Below are 22,961 nucleotides of genomic sequence, written 5' to 3'. Positions count from 1 at the left end.
AAGGTGCATTTACAAACGAACGTACGTTTGCTAATATGTTAATGTGGATAAAAATACCAAAGTGGAGAAAAAAGCGTTTGAGATTAGCAATCCATAAGAAATAAACCAAGTAGAAATCTGCTAAAATGTAGTTAATGTCTAATGTAGATACCCCTCATGAATAAAGGAGAACTGAAAATGAGAAAACTCGTTCTATTTCTTCACGCATCGCTTGACGGTTTTGTAGAAGGGCCGAATGGTGAGATGGACATTGGCTGGGTTTCCTACGATGCTGATTTGGAGAACCATGCGAAAGAAATTCTGAGTACTGCCGACACTGTCATTTGGGGACGCGGGACTTATCAGATGATGCACAGTTACTGGCCATCAGTCCCTTCGAACCCATCAGCTTCGCAGTATGAGCGGAATCATGCCGAGTGGATCGAAAAGACAGCCAAAATCGTTTTTTCCACGACGCTGGAGAAAGTCGAATGGAATAATTCCAGACTTGTGAAGGAAGCTGTCGAGGAAGAGATCAATAACCTCAAACAGCAGCCCGGCAAGGATATGGTCATCCTCGGCAGTCCTAGATTCGCACACCACCTTATGCAGCTTGATTTAATCGATGAGTATAAAATTACGGTTTCTCCCGTCCTGATCGGTAAGGGATTGCCATTATTCCAAGGTCTCAAGGAGAAGAGAAATCTTAAGCTAATTGAAAACAAGACCTTTGATTCTGGAGCCATAGGTCTCGTTTACCAGACGGTAAGATGACTTTTCACTTAAGGTGATTACGCTCACGTGGAACGTTAATGGAACGACAACAGCGGCAGTCTAAGACTTTATTTATCAAGTCTTGGTCCGCCGCTGCTTCTTTTAATGGATCCAGTCTAATACTTTATTTCTACCAAACACTAATCAGATGTTGGTTCTTTCATAAACCATGAAATATGGGTGCATCGCTTACAAATAAGGATGGCAGCGTTTTTGTTCGCCCAGTCAAAGCCTAAAAATGATGCGCCGCTTGTGTTAAGCAGTTTATAATCCAGATCAAAAGTATCGTTTTGACAGCAAGGACAGATTATTGGTGCGCCTGCAGCACTGTATCTCATTTTAAAAACCTCCTGTGGATTTGTATAATACTTTAACGTATTTGAGGTTATTCAGGTTTCGTGCACTTGAACTTACTAGTTAATTTGGGGTGAAGTTATGTATAGCTGGAAAAAAGCTTTGTCAAAGGTATGTGAACTTTATTTTTCATCCAAAATGAATTCGAATTTAGAATGGATCTTGGTTGGCTCGGTCGGTTCGGTTCTTCAGGGCTGTGAAATGACCCCAGGAGACGTTGATATTTATACAAGGAATAAGGAAGGGATTGACCAATTTGCAGAACTTCTTAAAGGATTTTCCCTTTTGGATAAATGTGAATTTCCTCATGGGGATAACTGGTTATCTTCTTTAGAAGAACCTACATTCACTCAAACCTTTTCTTCGGGATTTTCTTGGACAAAAGGGAGTTGGATAATCGATGGATTTAAGGTGGAGGTTGTTCATATTTCCAATTCAGCTGGAATTCCTGATTCTATGGATGGTGATGGGATATGGGAAGGTGGACAATTCATTTGGAGCCATTTCAAAAACGTGGAGATCGGACCGTATACTATTCCTACGGTTCCGTTAGAAATACAGTTGGAATCTAATTTAAGACGAAAAAGATCAGATAGGACACAAGCGATTATCGCTGCATTACAAAAAAATGGCTATGATAAAGAACTAATCGATAAAGCCTTGTCAAAGGAACACTTATCTTATTTTTATTCCCAAATTGGTTAGGCTGAGAAGGCGAGGGACTGATTTTGACCCATAATATTATTGAATACTGTTTAAAAAAGAGCGGAGCAACAAAGGACTATCCTTTCGGATTCGATCCATTGGTGATTAAGATTGCCGGTAAAATGTTCGCGCTTATTTTTGAGAATAAGGGGAATTATGCTTACATAAATCTAAAATGTGATCCGGTGATTGCAGGGAACTTGCGAGAGCAGCATGAGAGCGTTCGGCCAGGATACCACATGAACAAAAAACACTGGAATACGATTGTTTTGGATGGCTCCTTACCAGAGTCGGATATCTATTTAATGATTGATCACTCTTACGATAGGGTTGTCAAAAATCTCCCTAAAGTCCTCCGACAAACGATATACTGAATGTGGCATTAATTTGTCGTTTAAATGGTAATGGACTGGTATAATATGGTTTATAATCATGGAAAGGAGTTGTTTTTATGTCTGACTTTTTTAATTCAGGACCTAATCCCAATATGACGGACCCTGGAGGCCATAAAGCAAACCATGATGTAAATGCGCAAAAATATCATACTGAAGGCGTTCCTGGATTTTGGAGCGAGGTAACCAATCTGTTGATCGTTGTGGTTATAATTGCCGTCATTTTTTTAGTTATAAGGTTTGTTTTATGATTACCCTGGTTTAGAGTGAAGATATTGACTTTTAGGAGGCGGTTCCATTGGTAACTATCATTAGGTGGACAGAATTTAGAAGGATAACGCCTACTCGTCCATAAACTGCGTATTTCCTTCTGAATGAGGGTACTAGATGCAAGAATATAACATTAGTACAATGAAAGACTTTTCAAAGCATTACATTGACCAAATCCGAATATTAGAACACCTTTGCAAGACGTCCGATAGGTCAAGTTTGAGGGTGGGTGTAGAAAGCCTTAAGGAGATAGACGGAGATGAGGCATTCTTGTGCCGCAGCAGATATGCAAATGCAAGGCATACAAACTTGCCGTTCTAGGATACCTTCTAATTCTGAATCAGGGATGGATTATATACGGTATTTAGGGGCAAGTGCTGCACCGTCTGAATTCCTCAAGGTTTTTAATCGGGCACAAATCGCTGGATCAAGCCACTCCGGTTTAGTTGTGCGATTGGAAGAAGATCAGGATTTAGAGTTCATGGTTAAATGTTCATCACAAGCCTTTGGTGATTCAGAGTCCTGGACTAGGAATTATTTAACTCGTACCAGAGAACCGGCACGGATTACTTACATTGCTGTGGACAACATGATTCCGGTTGGGATGATCAGAGTCAATGATTTAGATACAAATACTGCGGTTATACATGATTTTTGTGTGCTTCCTTCGTGTCAAGGCAGAGGATACGGTCGTGAAATTCTTTCAGAGGTAGTTAAAATCTTGCGAGATCAGAAGAATTCCCAGATTCGTCTTAGCGTGGTCACTCAAAATAGAAATGCATTATCCCTCTATCAGTCGGTTGGGTTCGAGGTGACTGCGGAGTTTAATTACTATGTAATTTCCGTCGATATGATTTGTTAAAGAAGAGGCGCTACTCATGCGCCTCTTTCTTTTTTGGCATGCCCTTCTAATTATCACACTGAATCTAGCTATAGTTAATACTTATAACCTGCCATAGCGCATTGGTAGATCGGTATAGTCAGTCGGTTATGCTATATTAATTCTAATAATTTGTTTACGAGGAGATTAATATATGAGCATTCAGACCAAACCCCAAAAACGAACCGTTACTCCATTTCGATATGATATCGTGGGCAGCTTCCTGCGCCCCCAAGCGTTGAAAGAGGCTAGATTAAAATTCAAGAATGGTGAAATTACTGCCGAGCAGTTGAAGGAAGTAGAGAACGACGAAATCGTTAAGCTCGTGCAGAAACAAAAAGAGGTGGGTCTTCAAGCGGTAACCGATGGTGAATTCCGCCGCTCTTGGTGGCACCTCGACTTCTTCTGGGGACTTGACGGTGTAGATCGGACAATTATTGATCAAGGTTACCAATTTAACGGTGCAGAGTCTAGACCAGAAACAGCCCGACTGACCGGGAAAATAAGCTACAGCAGCCATCCTTTTGTTTCGCATTATGAATTTTTAAAAGATGCTGCTGGTGAGGACGTTGTTGCGCGTCAATCGATTCCTGCGGCTGCACAATTCCTGTTCGAGCTAGATCGGGCGGAAAACAAAGAAAGCACAAATGAATTATACCCGAATCGTGAAGAGCTTATCTCGGATATTGCCAAAGCATACAAAGTATCGATTCTTGCCTTCTATGCAGCGGGCTGCCGCAGCATTCAAATCGACGATTGTACGTGGGGAGCACTTTGCGACGAACAGTTTATAGCGTTTATGAATCAGATTGGCGTGAACGTAGCTGAATATGCAAGCGAACTGGCAAAATTGAACGAGGAAGTTGTAACGGGTCTGCCGGAAGATCTTGTTGTAACGACCCATGTATGCCGGGGCAATTATGTTTCGACTTATGCTGGAGTAGGTGGAGGCTACGAGCCTATCGCACAAACGCTTCTTAATATCAATAACTACTCGGGTTATTATCTGGAGTTTGATACCGAACGTGCAGGCGATTTCAAACCATTGCGCTTCTTGAAAGACAATCAGCAGGTTGTGTTAGGTCTGTTCTCATCCAAATTTGGTGAGCTTGAAAGCAAGGAGGATATTCTGAAGCGTATTGAGGAAGCGAAGCAATATGTTGATCTAAACCGGATTTGCCTTAGCCCGCAATGTGGCTTTGCTTCCACGGAAGAAGGCAACCACCTGACTGAAGAGCAGCAATGGCGTAAGCTTGCTTATATTAAAGAAATTGCTGAAGAGATCTGGAACTAACTCTAATTAAAAAGTAGACAGAGATAAAGATAATGCACCTTTAGCCATTCGGATGTTCATCCGTACGGTTAAAGGTGCATTTTGTTCTACAGCGAGTTTACCGATATACTTGGCCAGTTCTATCTATACTGTGATGGAGGATTAGGGAAAACTTCCCTAATAAAAGCCGACAATTGCTCTAAATGAATGGAATTAGGGAATAGCTCCCTAAAAACAGAGCAATATCAAGATTTACCGCCAAATCAGCTAAATTTTAGGGAGGAATTCCCTGATTATTAGTCTGGTGACCAGAATCCTCAGAATATTAGGGAGGTTTTCCCTGATTATCTCCAGGGCGAGCATATGATTGAGCTTTACGGAGTTTTTGTGCCACGCTCAGTATAAAAGAAATCACCCCCGTTAAATAAATGGGGGTGATTTAGCCTAAGAAGTAAGAGTGGCAGCTTTTAATTGTCTTTAGAGTGTCTTTCGCCAACCTGGAATTCATCGGCATGTTCAAACATATATTTCACGGTCAGAGGGTCTTGACCAGTAAGTTGTTTGAAGTCGTCCGTATAAACATCCATTTTTCCTTCACGAATAGCTTGTCCGAAAGTAACCATACCTTCTGAAGAAAAGGGTGCTTCGGAGCCTTCTTTAAATGCACCATCGGTGGTTCTAGGCACGCCCATTGCTTCGAATACGGCATAATTTTCTTCATCCGTATTTTCTTTGTAGGTGATATGATTGCCCGTTACTTCGTTACCAATCTTAATGAAGTCGGTAATTGTCATCAATTCAAGCCCGTTGATATTTAGAATCGCTTCCTGATAGTTATTGGAGGCTAGGGCATACGCAACGGCTTTTGCGCAATCCTTCCGCGAGATATAAGCCATTTTACCGTCACCTTGATTGTTTGTTAATACCCCGTCACCCTTCACATACGTAAAGTAATTGGTTATCATGGCTTCCGCGTATTGGGAATTCCGAAGGAAGATATAGTCTAACCCAACGCTTTGAATATAACGTTCGGTATACACATGGTCAATTTTTTCTACGCTTGGATTGCTTTCATCGGCTGCGTTGACCAAAGAAGTATAAATGATCTGTTTGACTCCAGCTTCTTTTGCAGCATCAACCACATTTTTTTGTGCATTTTGACGTTTCTCTCCAACAAAAGGCATGGAGATTAGAGCGAGTTTATCGGCATGAGCAAAAGCTTCGGCAAGGCCTTCCTTGTTATTAAAGTTGGTCACATGTGTTTCAATCCCTTGTTCCGCATATTCTTTCAAACATGCCGGATCGTAAGCGCAAAAAATGATTTGGTCTTTATCTACCAGCTCCAACAAGTATTCCGCAGCTTGCTTCCCTAGATTTCCATCGACACCAGTCAACAATAATTTACCCATGATCGTTGTCACTCCTTGTGGATATGATTTATACCCTTATATTATGTGAAAAAAAGAACATAGTCTAACACATAAAACTTATGGTCGATTGCTAAATCCAATTTGGATTTGTTGCAGGAAGGAGGGCAAGGCCGGGTTTGTATTATTTTTGAGATAACCTGCTTCGATTGCAAAGGTATGGTGTGAATCATCTAAAGGAATTAGCCGGACTTCATCTTGAAGATAAGCGAGCTGATAGTTATCCGGGAAAAAGCCAATCAAATTCTCCGTGATGATATAAAACAATTCTGTCTCCACATCGTCTGCGGTTCGAAGAATATTCGGCTGATAGCCGTCTTCAATTGCATGCTGGATCATTAGATGATAAGAGTTTCCAATAGCTGTTGGATTCAGCATGACTAGGGGATGTTCATATAACTCCTCTTTGGCGATCGATTCATGATGAAAGAGAGGATGGTGATGACTCACAGCCGCACAATAACGTCCCTTATATAAGGGATAGGTTACAATGTCCTCTTTTCCCTGAAACTCGGAATCAAAGGCAATAGCCACGTCGTAAATCCCTTTTAGCAAGTATTCTGCAATATCTTTTAGCAATACTTTATTCAGTTCCAGCTTAATATTCGGATGATGATCCTGAAACGAGGGAATCAATTTCAACAAACTTTGGATATCCGTCATCGCCGCATATTCGATACTCAGGGATTGCGTATTATACTTTTGAAAGTTTTCCATGCTCAGCTTCATATGGTTATATTGCTTCCAGAGGATGAGAGCTTCGCCATAGAAAAGCCATCCGGCTTTGCTTGGCTCGATAGGGATCTGCTTTCTGTCAATTAATTGAATGTTGAATTCCTCTTCAAGCGCGGCGATTTGTTGACTAATGGTGGTCTGCGATACATAGTTCTTTTTAGCTGTTTCCGTAAAATTTCTGCATTCCACGAGATCGATAAAATATTTAATCCTTCTTATGTTCATAGTATCCTCCGCCTGCCGCTGTTTGCTTTTATTATAACCCAGAAAGTAAAAAAGAGAGCCTCGTTTAGAGACTCCCTTTGTTGTACTACTCTTATTTTGTATAGTTATCGAAATAACCTTGGATATAAATCATTGGTGTTCCTTTATCGCCACTACCAGAAGTCAAATCAGATAATGATCCAATCAGGTCAGTTAATCTACGAGGTGTAGTCCCTTGGGCTTCCATCGCACCAACTAGATCATCATTTTTATTCTGGATGTATTTAGAAATGGCTTGTTTTAACTCTTCACCACGAAGATGAGAGAAGTTGTTATCGGCCAAGTATTTCAATTTTACTTCATTTGGTGTTCCATCAAGTCCGGCAGTGTAAGCAGGGGAGACAACTGGATCTGCGAGCTCCCAGATTTTTCCAACTGGATCTTTGAATGCTCCATCGCCATAAACCATAACTTCTACAGTTTTACCTGTAATTTCTTTGATTTTTGCTTGGATACCATCCACGATAGGCTGGCAGTTGTTTGGAAATAGCTTTACACTTTCTTCTGTAGCTTTGTTTGATCCTAGCAGACCATAAGCTTCGTTAAAGCCGCTGCCATCGATTGATTGTGTAAGAATATCATCCAAACCAAATACTTTTTCAGCTCCATTGTTTGTGAGAATGCGTTTGGTTCTGAAGCGAGTGTGAATATCGCAAGTTAATACATTTTTTGTATAGTTTAAAATGGTTTTTGGGTTGTTGGAGAAGATGACTTCACAAGCCACACCTTCAGCTTCAATTAAACCTTTATAATATTCAATATAGTCAACACCTGTGAATGGGTGCTTAATATAGCCGAAAAACTCACGGAACTGAGCTTCTGTTAATACATCTGTCCATGGATTGATACCTTTAGCATCTAGTTCGTCGATGTCTACAAGGTGGTTTCCTACTTCATCAGCTGGATAGCTTAACATTAGGACTACTTTTTGTGCCCCTTTGGCAATACCGCGTAAGCAGTTAGCAAACCGGTTACGGCTAAGGATTGGAAAAATGACCCCTACGGTTTCTTCGCCGAATTTCCCCTTTATATCAGCAGCAATATTGTCGATCGTTGCATAGTTTCCTTGTGCCCGAGCAACAATGGATTCAGTTACGGTCACAATGTCACGATCTTCGATCGAAAAACCCTCGACTGTTGCTGCATTCAATACCGTCTGAACTACGATTTCTTCAATGTTATCCCCATTGTTAATGATAGGTCCGCGAAGTCCACGTACAACTGTTCCAACTACTCTTTCCAATATGATCTCTCCTCTAATAAGGGTATACTCTATATTATTAAAATGGTTTTAAAGCCTATATTACTATACCCTTTTAGAGCGATATAAGTAAAATTAATGTTTATAATATCTAATATAAAAATGATTTATAGTTAAGGAGGATTACAATTGGCGCGTGTGTTATTTATTAATGGTGGATCAGAGGGACATATTAATCCCACGATTGGCGTTGTGGAAGAGCTTATTTCTCGTGGCGAAGAGGTAGTGTACTTTTGTATAGAAGCTTATAGAGAACGTATGGAGATGACGGGGGCTACAGTACGAACATTTGACGATCAGAAATTTATCCATGCTTTTATCTCAGGTGGAAGAAATTATGTACTCGAAAGAATCAACGGTCTTTTACTTACGACAGATATAGTTATTCCAAGCGTTCTTGAACAGATCAAAGGGGAGCATTTTGATTACATCATCCATGATTCTATGTTTGGTTGTGGACGTTTGCTAGCTCAAATTCTTAAGCTTCCAGCCATTAGCTCCTGTACTTCTTTTGCGCAGACAAAAGCAGCATTCGATGAAATGTTAGAACAATTTTATACTACAGTTCCTGCAGAAGTAACTAATCCTATAAAGGATAAATTCCAAAGCTTGACGCAAATGGTGAAGGGCAAATATGATGTGGACATCCAATCCCCTTATGAAGTGTTTTGTAATCCTGCCCCACTTACTATCGTTTATACAACTAGGGAGTTTCAACCTGAGGGAGAAGCTTTCGACCCGTCTTATATCTTTGTAGGACCCTCCATCTCTTCACGATTAGCTCCAGAAAACTTCGACCTCATGGCAATTAAGGGGAAAAGTCTAATTTACATTTCACTCGGCACAGTTTTTAACCAAGCCATTGAATTCTATAAGCTTTGTTTTGAAGCATTGGGGAACACGGAGTACACTATTGTGATGTCAATTGGAGATAAAGTCCAAATCACGGATTTAGGGGAAATTCCGCAAAACTTTTTCGTGAAAAATTATGTTCCACAAACGGATATACTGCAATACACAAAGTTATTTATTACACATGGTGGAATGAACAGTATCAATGAAGGGCTTTATTACGGGGTTCCGCTAATTGTAATTCCACAAAGTGCGGATCAGCCAATAATTGCGGAGCAAGTCGTCCATGTCAGAGCAGGCATTAAGTTACAAATGCAAAGTTTAACTGCAACTCAACTACGAGAAGCAGTAGATCATATATTAAGCGATTTATCTTATAAAAAAGCTGTCTCCAATATCAGTGAATCGTTTCGGAACTCGGGTGGGTATCGACGAGCTGTTGATGAGATTGTTCGGGGAGGGGGAGTTGTATGAACAAAATGGACCGGTTGTTAGCTATAGTGCTTGAACTGCAGCGTAACAAAATGTTGCGGGCGGAGGATTTGGCTGCTACGTTTGAAACGAGCGTAAGAACGATCTATCGGGATATTCAGGCACTGAGTGAAGCGGGCGTTTCCATTATAGGAGCGCCAGGACAGGGTTACTCCTAAATCGAGGGGTATTTCCTGCCACCCGTTAGTTTCACGCTGGACGAAGCAGTGACATTGCTTATCGGAACTGATTTTATCGAGCAGCGGTTTGATGCACACTATGGTAATAAGGCTAGAAGTTCTAAAGCAAAGATAGAAGCCATCCTGCCGGAAGCTATCCGCAGTGAAGCATCACAGATTCGCAAAAGTTTTCGTTTATTTGCATCCGCAGAAGATATAGCACCCATACAAGAGAAGGCATGTTTGGAAGCCATTCGTGGAGCGATATTGGAGGGAAGGAAAATAAGATTTCGTTATTCCAAAAGAATCGCCGAAGCCGATGGGAACCGTCAAAGTATTCGTACGGTTGCTCCTTATGGACTTGTGCTTCATCACGGGTCATGGGTACTCATCGCCTGGTGTGAATTGCGTCAAGACATCCGTCATTTCCGGTTATCCCGAATGAGGGAGCTTATTAATCTGAAAGATGAATTTATACTGCCAGCAGATTTTCATCTGGAGGTATACCAACCTCCTGATGATCGCAACGTTCATGTGCTTATCTTAGTCCAAGCTGACATAGCCGATAAGGTAAGGGAATCAAATAATTTCTATATGGAAACTATTGAGGAGCATGCGGAGGGGGTACTTGTTACTTTTCGCGTTCGCGAGCCAGGGGAATTGCTGCAATGGGTGCTTGGCTGGGGAGGCGGTATGGTTGTGCTGGAGCCCGAATCTTTCCGTGATCAGGTTAGAAATGAAATAGAAATAATGTTAAAACGCTACTGACATAACGCTGTCAGTAGCGTTTTTGTATACTTGGACCATCAATGACTACAGGAGCTGATATATGATGATTACAACAAAAGAAGTCTTACAACGATTTGAAGAAACTGCGACATACTATATTCAAGAATTGGAGCGATTCAATCTGGAGCAGTTGAAGCAAAAGCCGAGTGAAAACGCCTGGTCCATCGGACAGATGTTTCAGCATCTCATTAACTCGGCGCTGTATATGCAGCTTCGTAATATTAATCAATGCCTTGTGCTAGACCAAGATCCCTTAGTAGCTCATGTGGGGAAAACTGAGAATGGTGCGGCTATATTTGCGCAAGGAAGCTTTCCGCCCATTCGTATTCAGGTTCCGCCTTCCGCCCAATATACGCCGGAGCAGCCGGAGAGCAAAGAACAATTAATTCAAGGGTTACGTACAGTCATTCAAAGAATGAGAGAGATCGAACCCTCTCTTGAAAAAGCGTCCAAACAAAATACCGTATCTCACCCGCGATTCGGTGGACTATGCGCGGAGGAATGGTTCCTACTTATTGAAATGCACTATCGTCATCATCTACTGCAGCTGGAGCGGTTAAACAAAGAGTTGTTGTTTAATTCCATATTTGCACCTAAAGAAGGGTTCATCAATAACATTCAGGTTGTGAAAGGATCATAAAATCAGGAACCGCGTTCCAATAAAAAGAGTTGGAATGGTCTTAATTTCCTGAACCAAGCGTGGCCTGAACGTGATTCTTATATTCACTAGGATTAACACCAAAGTGTTTTTTGAATAACCGGGTGAAATAAAATTGATCGTGTATACCGATTTGCGTGGAAATTTCTTTAATGTATGGATTCCCTTTAAGTATTAATTCTGCAGCTTTTTCCATTTTCACAGTATTAATGTAGTGAATGATGCTTTGCCCCACTTCTTCTTTGAAGATTCTGGACAGATAGTTCTCACTTAAGTTGACATGCTTGGCAATCAGAGATAAGGTGAGCTTCTTCTGATAATGTGTGTTGATATAGTCAATCGCTTGTTTAACATCTCTATTGTGTGTAGTTACGATCTGTTGCTTTTGATGGGAGAATAGTTGGAACACAAGCTCCATTATAGATAGAACGTCAGTGGTACGTTTACTGCTGGCGATATTTTCTATATAGGTCTTCAAAAGCTTCGGATCCTCGACAATGAGATGAGCATCGCATAAGGGAAGATAATGCAGACAATTTACGATGAACTTTTTGGTTTCAGCAGGATTAATCTGCTTGGATTTACAGGTGTCGAGAAATTGCTGAGTTGCTTGATTAACGGCTTCAACCCCTGAAAGCTTCCAGTTCTGAATTAATTGCGTCGAGAAATCATGTACATCCTCGAAGTCCAGCGTATCCTTTAAATGGACATCCTTTGGATCTATAATCGTTATTTCGTTGTAAAATTGGATTTGCAAGGATTCTTTACATCGCTCTAGGGTTCGTTTTGCTTCAGCATATCCCCGTACAGGATCAGAAAAAACAATAGTAGGGGTGATAGAAATATACATTTTGATTAACCGAATGACCCTCTGGATAAAGTCTGTGCGGATAATTTGATGATCGTCTAAGGTATCACAGGAGATTAGAAGCAGCAGCCCATTAGATTCTAGCTGAATAATTTCTAACTGATCTACGGTCTCCAAGATATCCAAGATAATGTTTTCAATAAAGGATACGGAGATGTGATTTTGTCTTTCGTTTTGGGTGGCGTTATTCTGCTCAAAAGTCACGTAGAATAAATAACAGCTGCTTTCGCTGAAAGCGAAACTTATAGCATCATGCTGATCAAGCTGCTGCACATCGTAATAAGGATCGGTGAAATAATCTTTTAGAAGCGCATTTTTCACGCTTTTTAAATTGTGTTGTAATAACTGTGTTTGGGTCTCCTGCTGCTGCCTAGATTGAAGCTGCTCTTGAATTAGCTTCGTAGATTTCTCCAGCAAATGGATCAAATCCCCCGTTTTCATACTAATCTTCAGCATATAATCTATAGCCCCAAGCACTAAGGCTTCACGAACTAACTCATACTCCCCGTGGTTGCTCGCCACCAGAATTTTTCCTGCAAACCCTCTGTTATTCAGTTCTTTTATCAGCTGCAGACCATCCATATTAGGCATTTTGAGATCTGTAATGATGATATGGGGATTAAACTTGTCTACAAGTGTTAAGGCTTCCACTCCGTCAGAGGCAGTAGCACAGATCATGTATCCAAGCTCTTCCCATGGAATCATGGTTCTGAGCGCGACTTTAACAATAGGTTCGTCATCCACTAGCATTACATTATACATAGGATACATAGTATCACCCCTTAAGTTCGTATGTTTGTTTAGGGATAATTAGGCGGCAGCAGGTTCCATGACCCATTGAGCTTGTGATGAACAGCCCGTAACTCTCACCGTATTGAAGTTTAATGCGATCGGCCACATTTGAAATTCCGATACCCGACAGATTGTCAGCTTTTTCAGATTTGGTGGTGTCAAACCCTTTTCCGTTATCGATGATCTCAATAATAAGGGTGTATTCATTTTTTGCGTATACCTTAATTTGGATTAGAACTTTTCCTCCTATATCTGTAACTCCATGAAGAATCGCGTTCTCTGCGATCGGCTGCAGGATGAGCTTGGGGATCATGCTCTGTAATAAAGACTCATCCAAGTCATATTCAATGTCGAAACTGTCGGCATAACGTATTTTTTGAATGGCAAAATAATGATCCAGATTGTTCAGCTCCTGCTTGATGGTGATTTGCTCATCTTGATCGATAATGGTACTACGCAGCAATTCAGCTAGTGAGGAGATGCCGTCGCTGAGGACGGGAACCTGGTTAATCATCGCCAGCCATCGTAAGGAGTTAAGTGTATTAAAAAGAAAGTGAGGATTAATCTGCGATTGCAGCATTTGCAATTCGAGCGAACGTCTTCTTTTCAGATCTTTCTTTTGATCCTTCATCAGCTGTTCCATTCTACTGACCATGCTGTTAATTCTATTGGCCAACACGCCCATTTCATCGTTGCTGTGATCTTCGATCCGGCTCGATAGATCACCATAAAAAATTTGATTGCAGAAGACGATGATTTGTTTGATTGGTTTTAGGATGCTTTTATACAATACGATAATAATTAGAATACACACGACTACAATGATGCTGACAACAATAAGTAGTCCAGTGGTGATTTTACTTGTCTCTGAATTGATATAAGAGAAGGGCACGGTAGAAATCATGTACCAGCCTAATTGATTATTGTTAATATAGGAGATTTGCTGCATTTTGCCATTGACCATGCCTTGGAAGGAATGGTTTTTCTTTGCCTCTTGTGTCTTGATTTGCTTAAAAAGCTCATCTTTATAATAGGGTTCTCCTAGCGGAGTATCCTTTTGATTCGAAGACATTACTTTTCCCTCCCTATTCATAATAAGGAGACTGGAACCTGTACCTAAATCCACACTGGAAAGAATGACTTTTGAAAATAACTCCCCACCAATAAAAACAAACACATGACCTAAGGGAACGCCAATGTCATCTTGATCAAAAATTTTCCGGCCCAGGACAATGGTATTGTAAGCGCGATAGCTTTTTACATAGTTAAGACTGTCATAGGGGGCATTCAGCTCTACTTGTTTCATAATTTCTTCATACATAGGATTGGGGATGCCGTCGTAGCCTAATTCATAAATAGGTTGGTTCTTGGCGTCGATGACCCGAACGTTCTGGACATATCCGGGGTAGAAGGTTCTATATAAATTGTCCATGGCATGATTAATGGCAGCATTGCTAGGCGCGGGTTCACTTGGTGCTGCCGATAAACGCTCCTGAATAATACTATTGGTAGAAACAGAGCCTGCAAGATATTGATAGTTGTTAAGTTCACTTAACATCGTTCGATTAAGCAGCGTTAAGGCCTGAAATGTGGATTTACTTAATTTATTGTTAATAGATTTGGAGTAAATGGTGTAGGAGTAGAAACCTATAAAGATGATTGGGATCACGGATACGATTAAGAAAATGACGGTTAAGCGATTTTGAATTTTAACCTTGCGCATGATTTGCGGAGGACTAGGAAAATGCAGCTTCCCTTTGCGTCGACTCAGGTGGATGACCTCCCATTCACTATCTTTTACTTACAAGTTAACATAAAAAGAACAATGGAATATATATGCAGCGGCGAAAAGTGAGAATAATCTATGGAATGGATAATATTATCCATTCCGTTAACAGCTAAGTTTACAGGTTATGTGACCCTGATGAATAAGCTTACACGAGCTCGCATTGGAAGATGGATAAGATAATACATAGGTAGGTTTGTATTGTAAATGTAAATATAGCGTAAATCCTTCTATACTTAGATTATTAAAAAAGCGTTTACAAGAATATCTTAAGGAGGGCGTTTATGAAAAAGACTATGAGTACATTATTAGCAGTAATGCTGCTAGGTGTGGGGTTGCTCGGCTGTGGGAACAGCAATAATAAACCTGCTGCCTCGAATGAATCTGATTCAACGAAAGCTACGAGCACCGCGCAAGCTACAAGTACAACGAACGCCGAGAAGACTAAAGAAGAACCTGCTAAAGATTTTGATAACAAGGAACTTAGCATTGCTGTATTCCAAGGGGGATATGGTGCGGATTATTGGAATGAAATTGTCAGCAAATTCGAAAGTGCTTATCCAGGTGTGAAAGTGAACATGACGATTAATCCTAAAGTTGGTGAAGTAATCCGGCCGCAGATTGTTGCGGGTAATCCTCCCGACTTCCTATCCGTTACAGATACAGAGCAAAGTGGCATCGTGCTTTCACTGATTAAAGAAAAAGGACTGCTAGATATCAGCGATGTATTTGAAAGCAAAGCGCTTGATAAAGAGGAGACGCTTAAGGATATGATTCTACCGGGGATGCTGGACAGTACAAGATTTCAGCCCTATCAAGATGGAAAGACGTATCTCGCACCTTTTAATGCTGGACCGATGGGCTTGATTTACAATAAAACACTGTTCACAGAAAAAGGCTGGAGTGTTCCTGAGACTTGGGAGGAGTTCTTTGCTTTAGGGGATGAGCTGAACAAAGAGGAGAACTATCTGGTTAATGCAGATGGAACCAAAACGAAGCGGGCTTTATTCACTTACCAAGGCATCTATCCGGATTATTTGGAGGAAATTCTCTACCCGGCCATTGCGAGTGCGGGGGGAAAAGAAACGCTGGATAAAGTCTTTGCTTATGAGGAAGGTTCATTTAAGAACGACACGATCAAAAAAGTACTGGATATTTTCTATAAAATCTCTAAAGACGGTTATCTGATGGACGGCACGGTTGCCTTGAACCATACACAGTCGCAGACCGATATGATGATGGGTAAAGCTTTGTTTATCGTAAACGGGAACTGGATGGAAAATGAAATGAAGGATTCACCTAGAGAAAATGGATTTGAATTTGGGATGACAACAGTACCTGTGTTCAATAAAGGCGATCAGAAGTATGTGCTTTCCAGCTACGAGCAATTCTCCATCCCTGCTAAGGCCAAAAATCCTGAGCTCGCTAAGGAATTCTTAAAGTTCCTGTATACCGATGAGTCTGTAAAACTATTTGCGGAAAAAGCGAATGGGGCGTATGCGCTTAACGATGCGAAGGAGCTGTCTAAGCCATTTTTGACTAAAGGTGTCTATGACATGTTCGAGGCTTATAATGGTTCCATTTCTATTCTACAGGGCTGGCAATCGTTACCGAAGGGTTCCAAGGTTAGTGTAGTCACTGAAATGTTCAAGAATACGGTCACACCAGTGATGACAGGCCAAATGACCACAGATCAATGGATGGATAATGTGGAAAAAGCTTTTGCACAGATTCGTAAAGAGAAAGCGGCTAGTAAATAATCTATAGTATCTCATGCAAATGCATCCTGTTAGGAATGGATAAGGTTATCTATGAACGGGATGCATTTTGTATGAAGGGGAGTGAGAAAAATGTCTGAAATGCAGCTGGCAGAAGTAGCTCCTAGACAGAGGAAATCAAAGATTAGGACAGCGAAAACCAGAAATCCTAAGCTATTCATAGCGGTATGCACGATTCCAACGCTCCTGTTGACCCTCGTATTTATGATTATTCCAACCTTTCGGGCATTTTTTATGTCTTTTACGGATGCTACCGGGATGAGTGATGAGAACAAGTTTATCTTTTTGGATAACTATAAATATATGTTTCAAGATGAGATGTTCCTCAAAGCTCTGAGCAATACATTTAAACTGATGCTGGTCGTGCCAGTGATTACGTTGATTTTTGGGCTGGTGCTCGCTTTTTTATTAACGCAGACGAAGCTGAAGGAAAGAGGATTTTACCGAACCGTATTTTTCTTTCCTAGTATCATCTCTTTGACGGTAGTCGGAATTATCTGGTCCTTTGTGTTTCATCCCAACATGGGCATTTTGAATAATATTCTGGGGAGCATCGGATTAGATCAACTGAGCAGACCCTGGCTTGGAGATAGCCGAACAGCATTGTGGTGTGTAGCCGTTACACTGATCTGGCAAGCGGTTGGTTATTATATGGTCATGTATATCGCTGCGATTGATGGGATTTCTGCGGATGTGTTTGAATCGGCGACTATTGATGGTGCGGGATATTTCCGGAAGCTTACCAGTATTACGATCCCTCTGCTAAAAGATATTATTGGCATTACGTTTGTGTTGTCTCTGGCTGGTACGATCAATTTAAGTTTTATAGTTGTAACTGTAATGACTGGTGGTGGTCCGGCAGGTGGAACTACTGTTTTACTCCACTACATGTACACGCAGGCCTTCCAAAATGCGAACTTTGGATATGCCATGGCTATAGCTATATTTACGCTGGTGTTCGCCTTTGTGCTTTCTTTTCTGTCCAGACTACTTACAAATCGAGCAGAAGGGTAGGGGAGAAGGATGACAAGCAATCAGCAGAGTCTTCTAAAAATGAATATTGCTAACTGGATCACGCGGCTGTTTCTGATTGTAGCCACCATTGTTTTGTTATATCCGTTTATATGGAATCTCTTAGCCTCATTTAAAAGCAATACAGAATTTCTGACCGACCCCTTCTCCTTTCCACAAGCCCTACACTTCGATAACTATGTACGTGCTTTTCAGAAATCCAAGATGGGGAGTTATTTCCTGAACTCTATCTTTCTTGTGGTGTTATCCACGGCGATTTTAGTTATTTTTGTGGTTCCTATGGCTTATGTCTTAACGAGATTTAAGTTTTGGGGCTCCAAACTAATCCTTAACCTTTATATGGCCTGTATTTTTCTGCAAGCCTCCTATATTATGGTTCCTTTATTTCTGCAGGTGAATTCGTTCGGGATGTTAGACAATCGCGGGATGCTCAGTTTAATCTATGCTGTTCTGCAGTTTCCCTTTGCCATCTTTGTATTAAGTGGATTTCTGAAGTCCGTCCCTAGAGATTATGAAGAGGCCGCTAAGATTGACGGTTGTGGCAACACGGGAGTGCTCGTCAGAATTGTTGTGCCGCTTGCTAAACCGGGCATTGTGACGGTCTGTATGCTGGCAGCGATGGGCTTTTGGAATGAGTATCCGCTGGCATTGGTCTTAATTCAAAGTGATAGCAAAAAAACATTGCCAGTAGGTTTAGCCAATCTTTTTGAGGTTCAACGTTATGCTACTGATTGGAGTGCACTTTTTGCCGCGCTGATCCTAGTGCTGATTCCAACGATTCTTTTATATGTGATAGGACAAAAGCAATTGCTCCAAGGAATAAGCGCAGGCGGAATTAAGGGCTGAACAACAAAGACATGGAGGGAAGTTACGTGGACAAAGGAAGATTTACACTGCCTGGTGAAACAGGGATGGAAGAGGTCATAGCCGATCTCGTCGAAAAATGGGGTGTAGATGCCGTACGTGACAGTGATGGCACGAATCTATCGCAGGACATTCTCGATATGGGTCTGCAAATTTATTCAACGCTTTGTCTTGTCCGTGAGGACAACGAGTGGGCGAAGCAGCATCCGCAATATAGACAGCAGATTTATCTGATGTCTGCTCCAGTAATAGTAACTTCAAAGGTGAAGACCATCGATATTATGGCTGATTATTTTGCCGATCAATTTATTCCTAACACAGATGTGGATATAAAAAAATATTGGCAGGTTGTAAACCGGACTACAGGAGAAGTATTACCTTCTGAATGTTGGAGTTATGCAGAGGGGATTGTCACACTTGAGCAGGCGGTACAATTTCACAAATATACGGTCAGTTTCTTGGCCTACCAGAAATGGGAGCCGGTCTCCATGTACAATCACATCACGAATGATTGGGATGAGGAGCATCGTTTTCCGTTGGATGTTCGTTATCCCGAGGCTCAAGAGCATGTTTTGAAGGTGCTGGAAGATTGGCTGAAGAAACATCCCAAGACTGATATCGTACGTTTTACGACCTTCTTTTATAATTTTGATTTGATATTTAACAAGGAAGGTAAGGAGAAACAGGTGAATTGGTTTGGCTATCTGAGTTGTGTGAGTCCACTTGCGTTAGAGCAATTCGAGCAAGCTTATGGGTACCGATTGACTGCGGAAGATTTTGTGGATCAGGGGCGATATAACACACCATTTAAGAACCCGACCCAAAGATATCTGGACTGGATGGACTTCAATCAGAAATTCATCGCAGGTTATGCGAAACAATGTGTAGATATGGTGCATGATTTCGGGAAGAAAGCGATTATGTTCTTCGGGGATCACTGGGCTGGCACAGAGCCTTATGGCAAATATTTTCCGGAGATCGGGCTCGATGCAGTGGTAGGGGCAGCAGGAGATGGCGTTACAACGCGTATGATTGCGGATATACCTATTAAGGATACCGAGGCACGTTTCTATCCTTACTTCTTTCCAGATATCTTTTTTGAAGGGGGAGACCCTGTCGGAGAGTCCATGCCGATCTGGATCAAATGCCGGCGTGCGCTCATGCGTAAACCAGTTGGCAGGATGGGGTATGGCGGATATTTAAGTCTAGCGCATCAATTCCCGGATTTTATAGATCATGTGACAGAGATTGCGAAGCAGTTCAAAGGGATTCATGCCAATGCAGAAGGGACACAGCCTTTTAAAGCTCCTTTTAAAGTGGCGGTTCTGAATACTTGGGGCTCCCTTCGAAGCTGGCAGACACATCAAGTGGCTCATTCATTATGGAATCAAAGATGTTATTCCTACATAGGGGCATTAGAGTCACTGGCGGGCTTGCCGTTCGACATTGAGTTTATAAGCTTTGATGACATCAGGTTGTGTGGGATTGATCCTAGTATCGGTGTGATTATTAACGCAGGTGATGTACACACCTCTTGGAGCGGGGGAGATCAATGGAGCGATCCGCAAGTTGTGGCAACACTTCGTGAGTGGGTGGAGCAAGGGGGCGGTTTTATTGGGATTGGTGATCCATCAGCTTATGAACAACAAGGGGTTCTTTTTCAACTAGCGGATATCCTAGGTGTTCAGAAGGAAATTGGATTTACAGCAAGCATCAATAAGCCCAAGGTAACGCCTGTGCAGGGTCATTTCATAACGGAAGATCTGGAAGGTGAGATTAATTATGGTGAAGGGATGACCATGATTTATCAAGCGGAGGCCGGAGCAGAAATATTGGACGTGCATCAAGGCAGCTGCAATCTTGCCGTGAACTCATTTGGTCAGGGGCGGGGCGTTTATATCGCGGGGCTTCCCTATAGTATTCAGAATACCAGACTACTCAGCCGAGCGATCTTTTGGGCCGCACATCAAGAGGAGCAATTGTATTCATGGTTCTCAGTGAATCCGAATGTTGAATGTCACGCGTATCCTGAGATGGGTCGATATTGTGCCGTAAATAACACTTCCGAGATCCAAAAGACGACGATCCTGATGGATAACGCCGTGATCCAAGAAATAGAGTTGGGTGGGATGGAAAGTGTGTGGTTTCAATTTGAGATCATACATTAAGAGTCAGCCGTAACTACGGCGAATAATTAGACTTCCGGCTGCTGTTATCTCCAACTTTCCTGAATTGTACTGCTTCGATAGAGTGATTGGGGAATTTCTCCCTGAAATTCCGGGATATTTGGTCATCAGACTAATAATCAGGGAAAACCTCCCCAAAGTTTAGCTGATTCGTTAGCAATTATAGTTATTCCTCTTATTATTAGGGAGGAATTCCCTGATTTCGTTCATTTAGAGCGAATATTGGCTGTTTTCAGGGAGTTTTTCCCTAATTAGTTTTAGAGCCGTCCCCGCATACTGCATTAACGCAGAAAACACGAACGTTCGCCGCCCCGCATATTGCACATCTCACCGTACAATGTATATTGTTTATCGGCCCCCACAGGTATCACACAAAGCAGATGACCCATCACCCTCAATGTTTTTGGCAAGTTTTTCTTACTTGGATTGAGATATCTTGAGTTTTCCGTATCTAGAGTATCCGGGACATTTTGCGATAAGCCCGCGGAGAAATTCCCTCATTCGCAGTAAATACCCTGCTGAAATAATGGATATCAGGATAACCAACCTTATCCCCGACCTGTTCAATCGGCCAATCCGTTTCGCGCAGCAGCTTGCGTGCTTCTCGATGCCGGATGGAACGGAGATATTCACCAGGAGGCATGCCAGCCACCTCACGAAATAACTTGGAGAAATGGTCTTCATGCATATTCATGGCACCAGCCATGGATTTATTGCTCCAGCGGTCTGCTAGCTTTGAATCCATCTCATCGATTAAAGCTCTGATCCGCCCGGTATGAACGGAAGATTTGGCTGTATTCCGGGAGCTTTGTGTTCGGAGCAGCGAGGTTAGAACGCCGAGCAGTAACCCCCGACAGACCCATTCATAACCGGCAGGCCGCATCGTAAATTCATGCACGAGCTGTTCCATCGCATGGATACATTCGGGTGGCGGGGTATAAATGGGCTCCTGTGACAATGGCATAAAAGGAGCGGTCACAGCTTCCAAGGCAAACTTCTCGTCCATAACCTCCTCCTCATTGACCAGCATGTCTTCATCGCTTGTAATAATCGATTCCCCAAAAAAATCAAAATGGATCCCAATGAGTTTGGTTTCCGAATCTGAGACAATCGCATTTTGATGATATACCCCGGAAGAAAGAAATATCAGTTGTCCTGAATTCAGGATATATTCCTCCGTATCCATCTTTGTTGATAATTTCCCCTGGCGAACGTATAGCAGCTCGAAATCATACAATCTTCTTCTTGGAAAGAGGCAAGGTGAGAGGGTTTGGAATTGTGCGTAGTGAATGCCAGGTGACCACTCCCGGGAGGGGACCTGTTTTCTCAGGGGATAACGGGGTTCTTTTTCAGCCACGAATAAACCTCCCATACAGTATAAAATGAATTTTTAAATAGACCGGAATCGTGCAACAAATCTCTTGTTCACCTAAATAAATTCAACTTACAATCTATTATAATATAAATAAATCAAGGATATAAGCGCACTTAGGGAAAAATCTTAAAAAACGGAAAATAACAAATTTTAGGAGGATTCAGATGAAGAAGGGAATAAACATTTGGTCGTTTCGCGAAGGTACTGAGATCGAAGAATGTGCACGTCTGGCTAAAGCGGCAGGTTTCGACGGAATTGAGTTATCTTTGAATGAATCGGGTGAACTTGGCTTGCAAACCACTGAGAAAGAAGCTATTAAGATCAAAAATTCCATTCAGGAGATGGGGTTAGAAATTGCAGGACTGGCGACAGGACTATATTGGTCATATGCCATGACAAGTGAATCCGCGGCGAACCGGACGAAGGCTATCGATGTATGTAAAAAACAATTGGAGCTGGCAGCAACACTTGGCGTAGATACGATTCTTGTCATTCCTGGTGCGGTTGGTGTGGATTTTATTGAGGGCTGTGAAATAGTCGATTATGAAAAAGCTTATGATCGAGCCTTGAAGGCGATCAGTGATCTAGCTCAGGATGCAAAAATGGCGGGTGTTTCTATTGGGATTGAAAATGTGTGGAATAAATTCCTGCTGTCTCCGCTCGAATTACGTTCTTTTATAGATGCTGTAGGCTCCAATTATGTAGGTTCCTATCTGGATGTAGGGAATATCGTTCATTCTGGTTATCCAGAGCAGTGGATACGGATTCTAGGCCATAGAATCAAGAAGGTGCATTTCAAAGATTACCGCCGGGCAGCCGGAGGACTTCATGGATTTGTTGATCTACTTGCTGGGGATGTGGATTATCCTGCTGTTATGGAAGCACTGCAGGAGATCGGCTACAGCAATTATGTTACTGGAGAAATGATACCGCCATATACGCATTATTCGGAGCAAATCATTTTTAATACTTCTGCAGCGATGGATGCTATTTTAGGACGCACTAGTTACTAAGTTT

At 41.8% G+C, this 22,961-nt stretch carries 20 protein-coding genes and 1 pseudogene; 14 read left to right on the top strand and 7 right to left on the bottom strand.

Annotated features, from left to right (window positions below):
* The first annotated feature begins 177 nt into the window (after window positions 1-177).
* Complete coding sequence (locus NSQ91_RS23030) at window positions 178-753, top strand: dihydrofolate reductase family protein (RefSeq protein WP_076184220.1); 576 nt, start codon at window positions 178-180, stop codon at window positions 751-753.
* Window positions 754-893: 140 nt separating this feature from the next.
* Here NSQ91_RS23030 and NSQ91_RS23025 read toward each other — a convergent pair whose 3' ends face one another.
* Complete coding sequence (locus NSQ91_RS23025) at window positions 894-1,091, bottom strand: hypothetical protein (RefSeq protein WP_076130220.1); 198 nt, start codon at window positions 1,089-1,091, stop codon at window positions 894-896.
* 97 nt (window positions 1,092-1,188) lie between these two features.
* Between NSQ91_RS23025 and NSQ91_RS23020 the strand changes: the two genes are divergently transcribed.
* The 5 genes from NSQ91_RS23020 (at window position 1,189) to NSQ91_RS23000 (ending at window position 4,648) form a co-directional block, all read left to right on the top strand.
* Window positions 1,189-1,812 carry a hypothetical protein gene (locus NSQ91_RS23020; RefSeq protein ID WP_076130221.1) on the top strand — a complete coding sequence of 208 codons (624 nt, stop codon included), beginning with the start codon at window positions 1,189-1,191 and terminating at the stop codon, window positions 1,810-1,812.
* A 23-nt stretch (window positions 1,813-1,835) separates the two neighbouring features.
* Window positions 1,836-2,186 (top strand): MmcQ/YjbR family DNA-binding protein, encoded by a 351-nt coding sequence (locus tag NSQ91_RS23015; protein ID WP_076130222.1) that lies wholly within the window; start codon window positions 1,836-1,838, stop codon window positions 2,184-2,186.
* Window positions 2,187-2,263: 77 nt separating this feature from the next.
* A complete protein-coding gene (locus tag NSQ91_RS23010) occupies window positions 2,264-2,455 on the top strand; it encodes a hypothetical protein (protein ID WP_339281257.1) in 192 nt (63 codons plus the stop codon).
* 278 nt (window positions 2,456-2,733) lie between these two features.
* Entirely contained in the window at window positions 2,734-3,336 is a 603-nt protein-coding gene (locus tag NSQ91_RS23005; protein ID WP_340919992.1) for a GNAT family N-acetyltransferase, read from the top strand.
* 172 nt (window positions 3,337-3,508) lie between these two features.
* The gene (locus tag NSQ91_RS23000) at window positions 3,509-4,648 is read left to right on the top strand and encodes a 5-methyltetrahydropteroyltriglutamate--homocysteine S-methyltransferase (RefSeq protein ID WP_340919989.1); all 1,140 of its coding nucleotides are present in this window, start codon (window positions 3,509-3,511) and stop codon (window positions 4,646-4,648) included.
* Between the two features lie 446 nt (window positions 4,649-5,094).
* Here NSQ91_RS23000 and NSQ91_RS22995 read toward each other — a convergent pair whose 3' ends face one another.
* The 3 genes from NSQ91_RS22995 to NSQ91_RS22985 all read right to left on the bottom strand — a co-directional run bounded on the left by NSQ91_RS22995 (window position 5,095) and on the right by NSQ91_RS22985 (window position 8,296).
* Entirely contained in the window at window positions 5,095-6,036 is a 942-nt protein-coding gene (locus NSQ91_RS22995; protein WP_076217959.1) for an NAD(P)H-binding protein, read from the bottom strand.
* Between the two features lie 78 nt (window positions 6,037-6,114).
* Entirely contained in the window at window positions 6,115-7,014 is a 900-nt protein-coding gene (locus NSQ91_RS22990) for a LysR family transcriptional regulator (protein WP_076130226.1), read from the bottom strand.
* A gap of 91 nt (window positions 7,015-7,105) precedes the next feature.
* Complete coding sequence (locus NSQ91_RS22985; RefSeq protein WP_076130227.1) at window positions 7,106-8,296, bottom strand: coenzyme F420-0:L-glutamate ligase; 1,191 nt, start codon at window positions 8,294-8,296, stop codon at window positions 7,106-7,108.
* Window positions 8,297-8,443: 147 nt separating this feature from the next.
* Here NSQ91_RS22985 and NSQ91_RS22980 point away from each other — a divergent pair, with 147 nt between their 5' ends.
* From NSQ91_RS22980 to NSQ91_RS22970, 3 genes and pseudogenes are all read left to right on the top strand, one after another.
* On the top strand, window positions 8,444-9,640 hold the full coding sequence (locus NSQ91_RS22980; protein WP_340919984.1) for a macrolide family glycosyltransferase: 1,197 nt from the start codon (window positions 8,444-8,446) through the stop codon (window positions 9,638-9,640).
* A pseudogene (locus tag NSQ91_RS22975) lies at window positions 9,637-10,584 on the top strand (helix-turn-helix transcriptional regulator). Before NSQ91_RS22980 ends, NSQ91_RS22975 begins: the two are co-directional and overlap by 4 nt.
* A 67-nt stretch (window positions 10,585-10,651) precedes the next feature.
* Complete coding sequence (locus tag NSQ91_RS22970; protein WP_340921538.1) at window positions 10,652-11,245, top strand: DinB family protein; 594 nt, start codon at window positions 10,652-10,654, stop codon at window positions 11,243-11,245.
* A 40-nt stretch (window positions 11,246-11,285) separates the two neighbouring features.
* Here the strand turns inward: NSQ91_RS22970 and NSQ91_RS22965 are convergent, their stop codons facing one another.
* Window positions 11,286-12,902, bottom strand: a complete 1,617-nt coding sequence (locus NSQ91_RS22965) for a response regulator transcription factor (RefSeq protein WP_076279199.1) — start codon at window positions 12,900-12,902, stop codon at window positions 11,286-11,288.
* Window positions 12,903-12,906: 4 nt separating this feature from the next.
* The gene (locus NSQ91_RS22960) at window positions 12,907-14,646 is read right to left on the bottom strand and encodes a cache domain-containing sensor histidine kinase (RefSeq protein WP_340919980.1); all 1,740 of its coding nucleotides are present in this window, start codon (window positions 14,644-14,646) and stop codon (window positions 12,907-12,909) included.
* A gap of 347 nt (window positions 14,647-14,993) precedes the next feature.
* Here NSQ91_RS22960 and NSQ91_RS22955 point away from each other — a divergent pair, with 347 nt between their 5' ends.
* From NSQ91_RS22955 to gnpA, 4 genes are all read left to right on the top strand, one after another.
* Entirely contained in the window at window positions 14,994-16,469 is a 1,476-nt protein-coding gene (locus tag NSQ91_RS22955; RefSeq protein ID WP_076308958.1) for a carbohydrate ABC transporter substrate-binding protein, read from the top strand.
* Window positions 16,470-16,559: 90 nt separating this feature from the next.
* A complete protein-coding gene (locus NSQ91_RS22950) occupies window positions 16,560-17,501 on the top strand; it encodes a carbohydrate ABC transporter permease (RefSeq protein ID WP_244886367.1) in 942 nt (313 codons plus the stop codon).
* 9 nt (window positions 17,502-17,510) lie between these two features.
* Window positions 17,511-18,365 (top strand): carbohydrate ABC transporter permease, encoded by an 855-nt coding sequence (locus NSQ91_RS22945; protein ID WP_340919976.1) that lies wholly within the window; start codon window positions 17,511-17,513, stop codon window positions 18,363-18,365.
* A gap of 26 nt (window positions 18,366-18,391) precedes the next feature.
* Window positions 18,392-20,551 (top strand): 1,3-beta-galactosyl-N-acetylhexosamine phosphorylase, encoded by a 2,160-nt coding sequence (gene gnpA, locus NSQ91_RS22940; protein ID WP_340919974.1) that lies wholly within the window; start codon window positions 18,392-18,394, stop codon window positions 20,549-20,551.
* A 469-nt stretch (window positions 20,552-21,020) separates the two neighbouring features.
* Here the strand turns inward: gnpA and NSQ91_RS22935 are convergent, their stop codons facing one another.
* Window positions 21,021-21,926: an AraC family transcriptional regulator gene (locus NSQ91_RS22935; protein WP_076184211.1), complete on the bottom strand. Its 906-nt coding sequence runs from the start codon at window positions 21,924-21,926 to the stop codon at window positions 21,021-21,023.
* Window positions 21,927-22,108: 182 nt separating this feature from the next.
* Here NSQ91_RS22935 and NSQ91_RS22930 point away from each other — a divergent pair, with 182 nt between their 5' ends.
* The gene (locus NSQ91_RS22930) at window positions 22,109-22,957 is read left to right on the top strand and encodes a sugar phosphate isomerase/epimerase family protein (RefSeq protein ID WP_076130236.1); all 849 of its coding nucleotides are present in this window, start codon (window positions 22,109-22,111) and stop codon (window positions 22,955-22,957) included.
* Window positions 22,958-22,961 lie beyond the last annotated feature (4 nt).

Origin of the sequence: Paenibacillus sp. FSL R7-0048 (assembly GCF_038004505.1) — a bacterium.
GTDB lineage: Bacteria > Bacillota > Bacilli > Paenibacillales > Paenibacillaceae > Paenibacillus_AQ > Paenibacillus_AQ odorifer.
Note: the sequence above shows the minus strand (reverse complement) of the source record. Positions and strands in the feature narration are given on the sequence as shown.

What these genes read in the sequence shown, in the direction of transcription:
- NSQ91_RS23030 (WP_076184220.1), top strand. Translation starts at nt 178, where the DNA reads ATGAGAAAACTCGTTCTATTTCTTCACGCATCGCTTGACGGTTTTGTA.
- NSQ91_RS23025 (WP_076130220.1), bottom strand. Translation starts at nt 1,091, where the DNA reads ATGAGATACAGTGCTGCAGGCGCACCAATAATCTGTCCTTGCTGTCAA.
- NSQ91_RS23020 (WP_076130221.1), top strand. Translation starts at nt 1,189, where the DNA reads ATGTATAGCTGGAAAAAAGCTTTGTCAAAGGTATGTGAACTTTATTTT.
- NSQ91_RS23010 (WP_339281257.1), top strand. Translation starts at nt 2,264, where the DNA reads ATGTCTGACTTTTTTAATTCAGGACCTAATCCCAATATGACGGACCCT.
- NSQ91_RS23005 (WP_340919992.1), top strand. Translation starts at nt 2,734, where the DNA reads ATGAGGCATTCTTGTGCCGCAGCAGATATGCAAATGCAAGGCATACAA.
- NSQ91_RS23000 (WP_340919989.1), top strand. Translation starts at nt 3,509, where the DNA reads ATGAGCATTCAGACCAAACCCCAAAAACGAACCGTTACTCCATTTCGA.
- NSQ91_RS22995 (WP_076217959.1), bottom strand. Translation starts at nt 6,036, where the DNA reads ATGGGTAAATTATTGTTGACTGGTGTCGATGGAAATCTAGGGAAGCAA.
- NSQ91_RS22990 (WP_076130226.1), bottom strand. Translation starts at nt 7,014, where the DNA reads ATGAACATAAGAAGGATTAAATATTTTATCGATCTCGTGGAATGCAGA.
- NSQ91_RS22965 (WP_076279199.1), bottom strand. Translation starts at nt 12,902, where the DNA reads ATGTATCCTATGTATAATGTAATGCTAGTGGATGACGAACCTATTGTT.
- NSQ91_RS22960 (WP_340919980.1), bottom strand. Translation starts at nt 14,646, where the DNA reads ATGCGCAAGGTTAAAATTCAAAATCGCTTAACCGTCATTTTCTTAATC.
- NSQ91_RS22955 (WP_076308958.1), top strand. Translation starts at nt 14,994, where the DNA reads ATGAAAAAGACTATGAGTACATTATTAGCAGTAATGCTGCTAGGTGTG.
- NSQ91_RS22950 (WP_244886367.1), top strand. Translation starts at nt 16,560, where the DNA reads ATGTCTGAAATGCAGCTGGCAGAAGTAGCTCCTAGACAGAGGAAATCA.
- NSQ91_RS22945 (WP_340919976.1), top strand. Translation starts at nt 17,511, where the DNA reads ATGACAAGCAATCAGCAGAGTCTTCTAAAAATGAATATTGCTAACTGG.
- NSQ91_RS22930 (WP_076130236.1), top strand. Translation starts at nt 22,109, where the DNA reads ATGAAGAAGGGAATAAACATTTGGTCGTTTCGCGAAGGTACTGAGATC.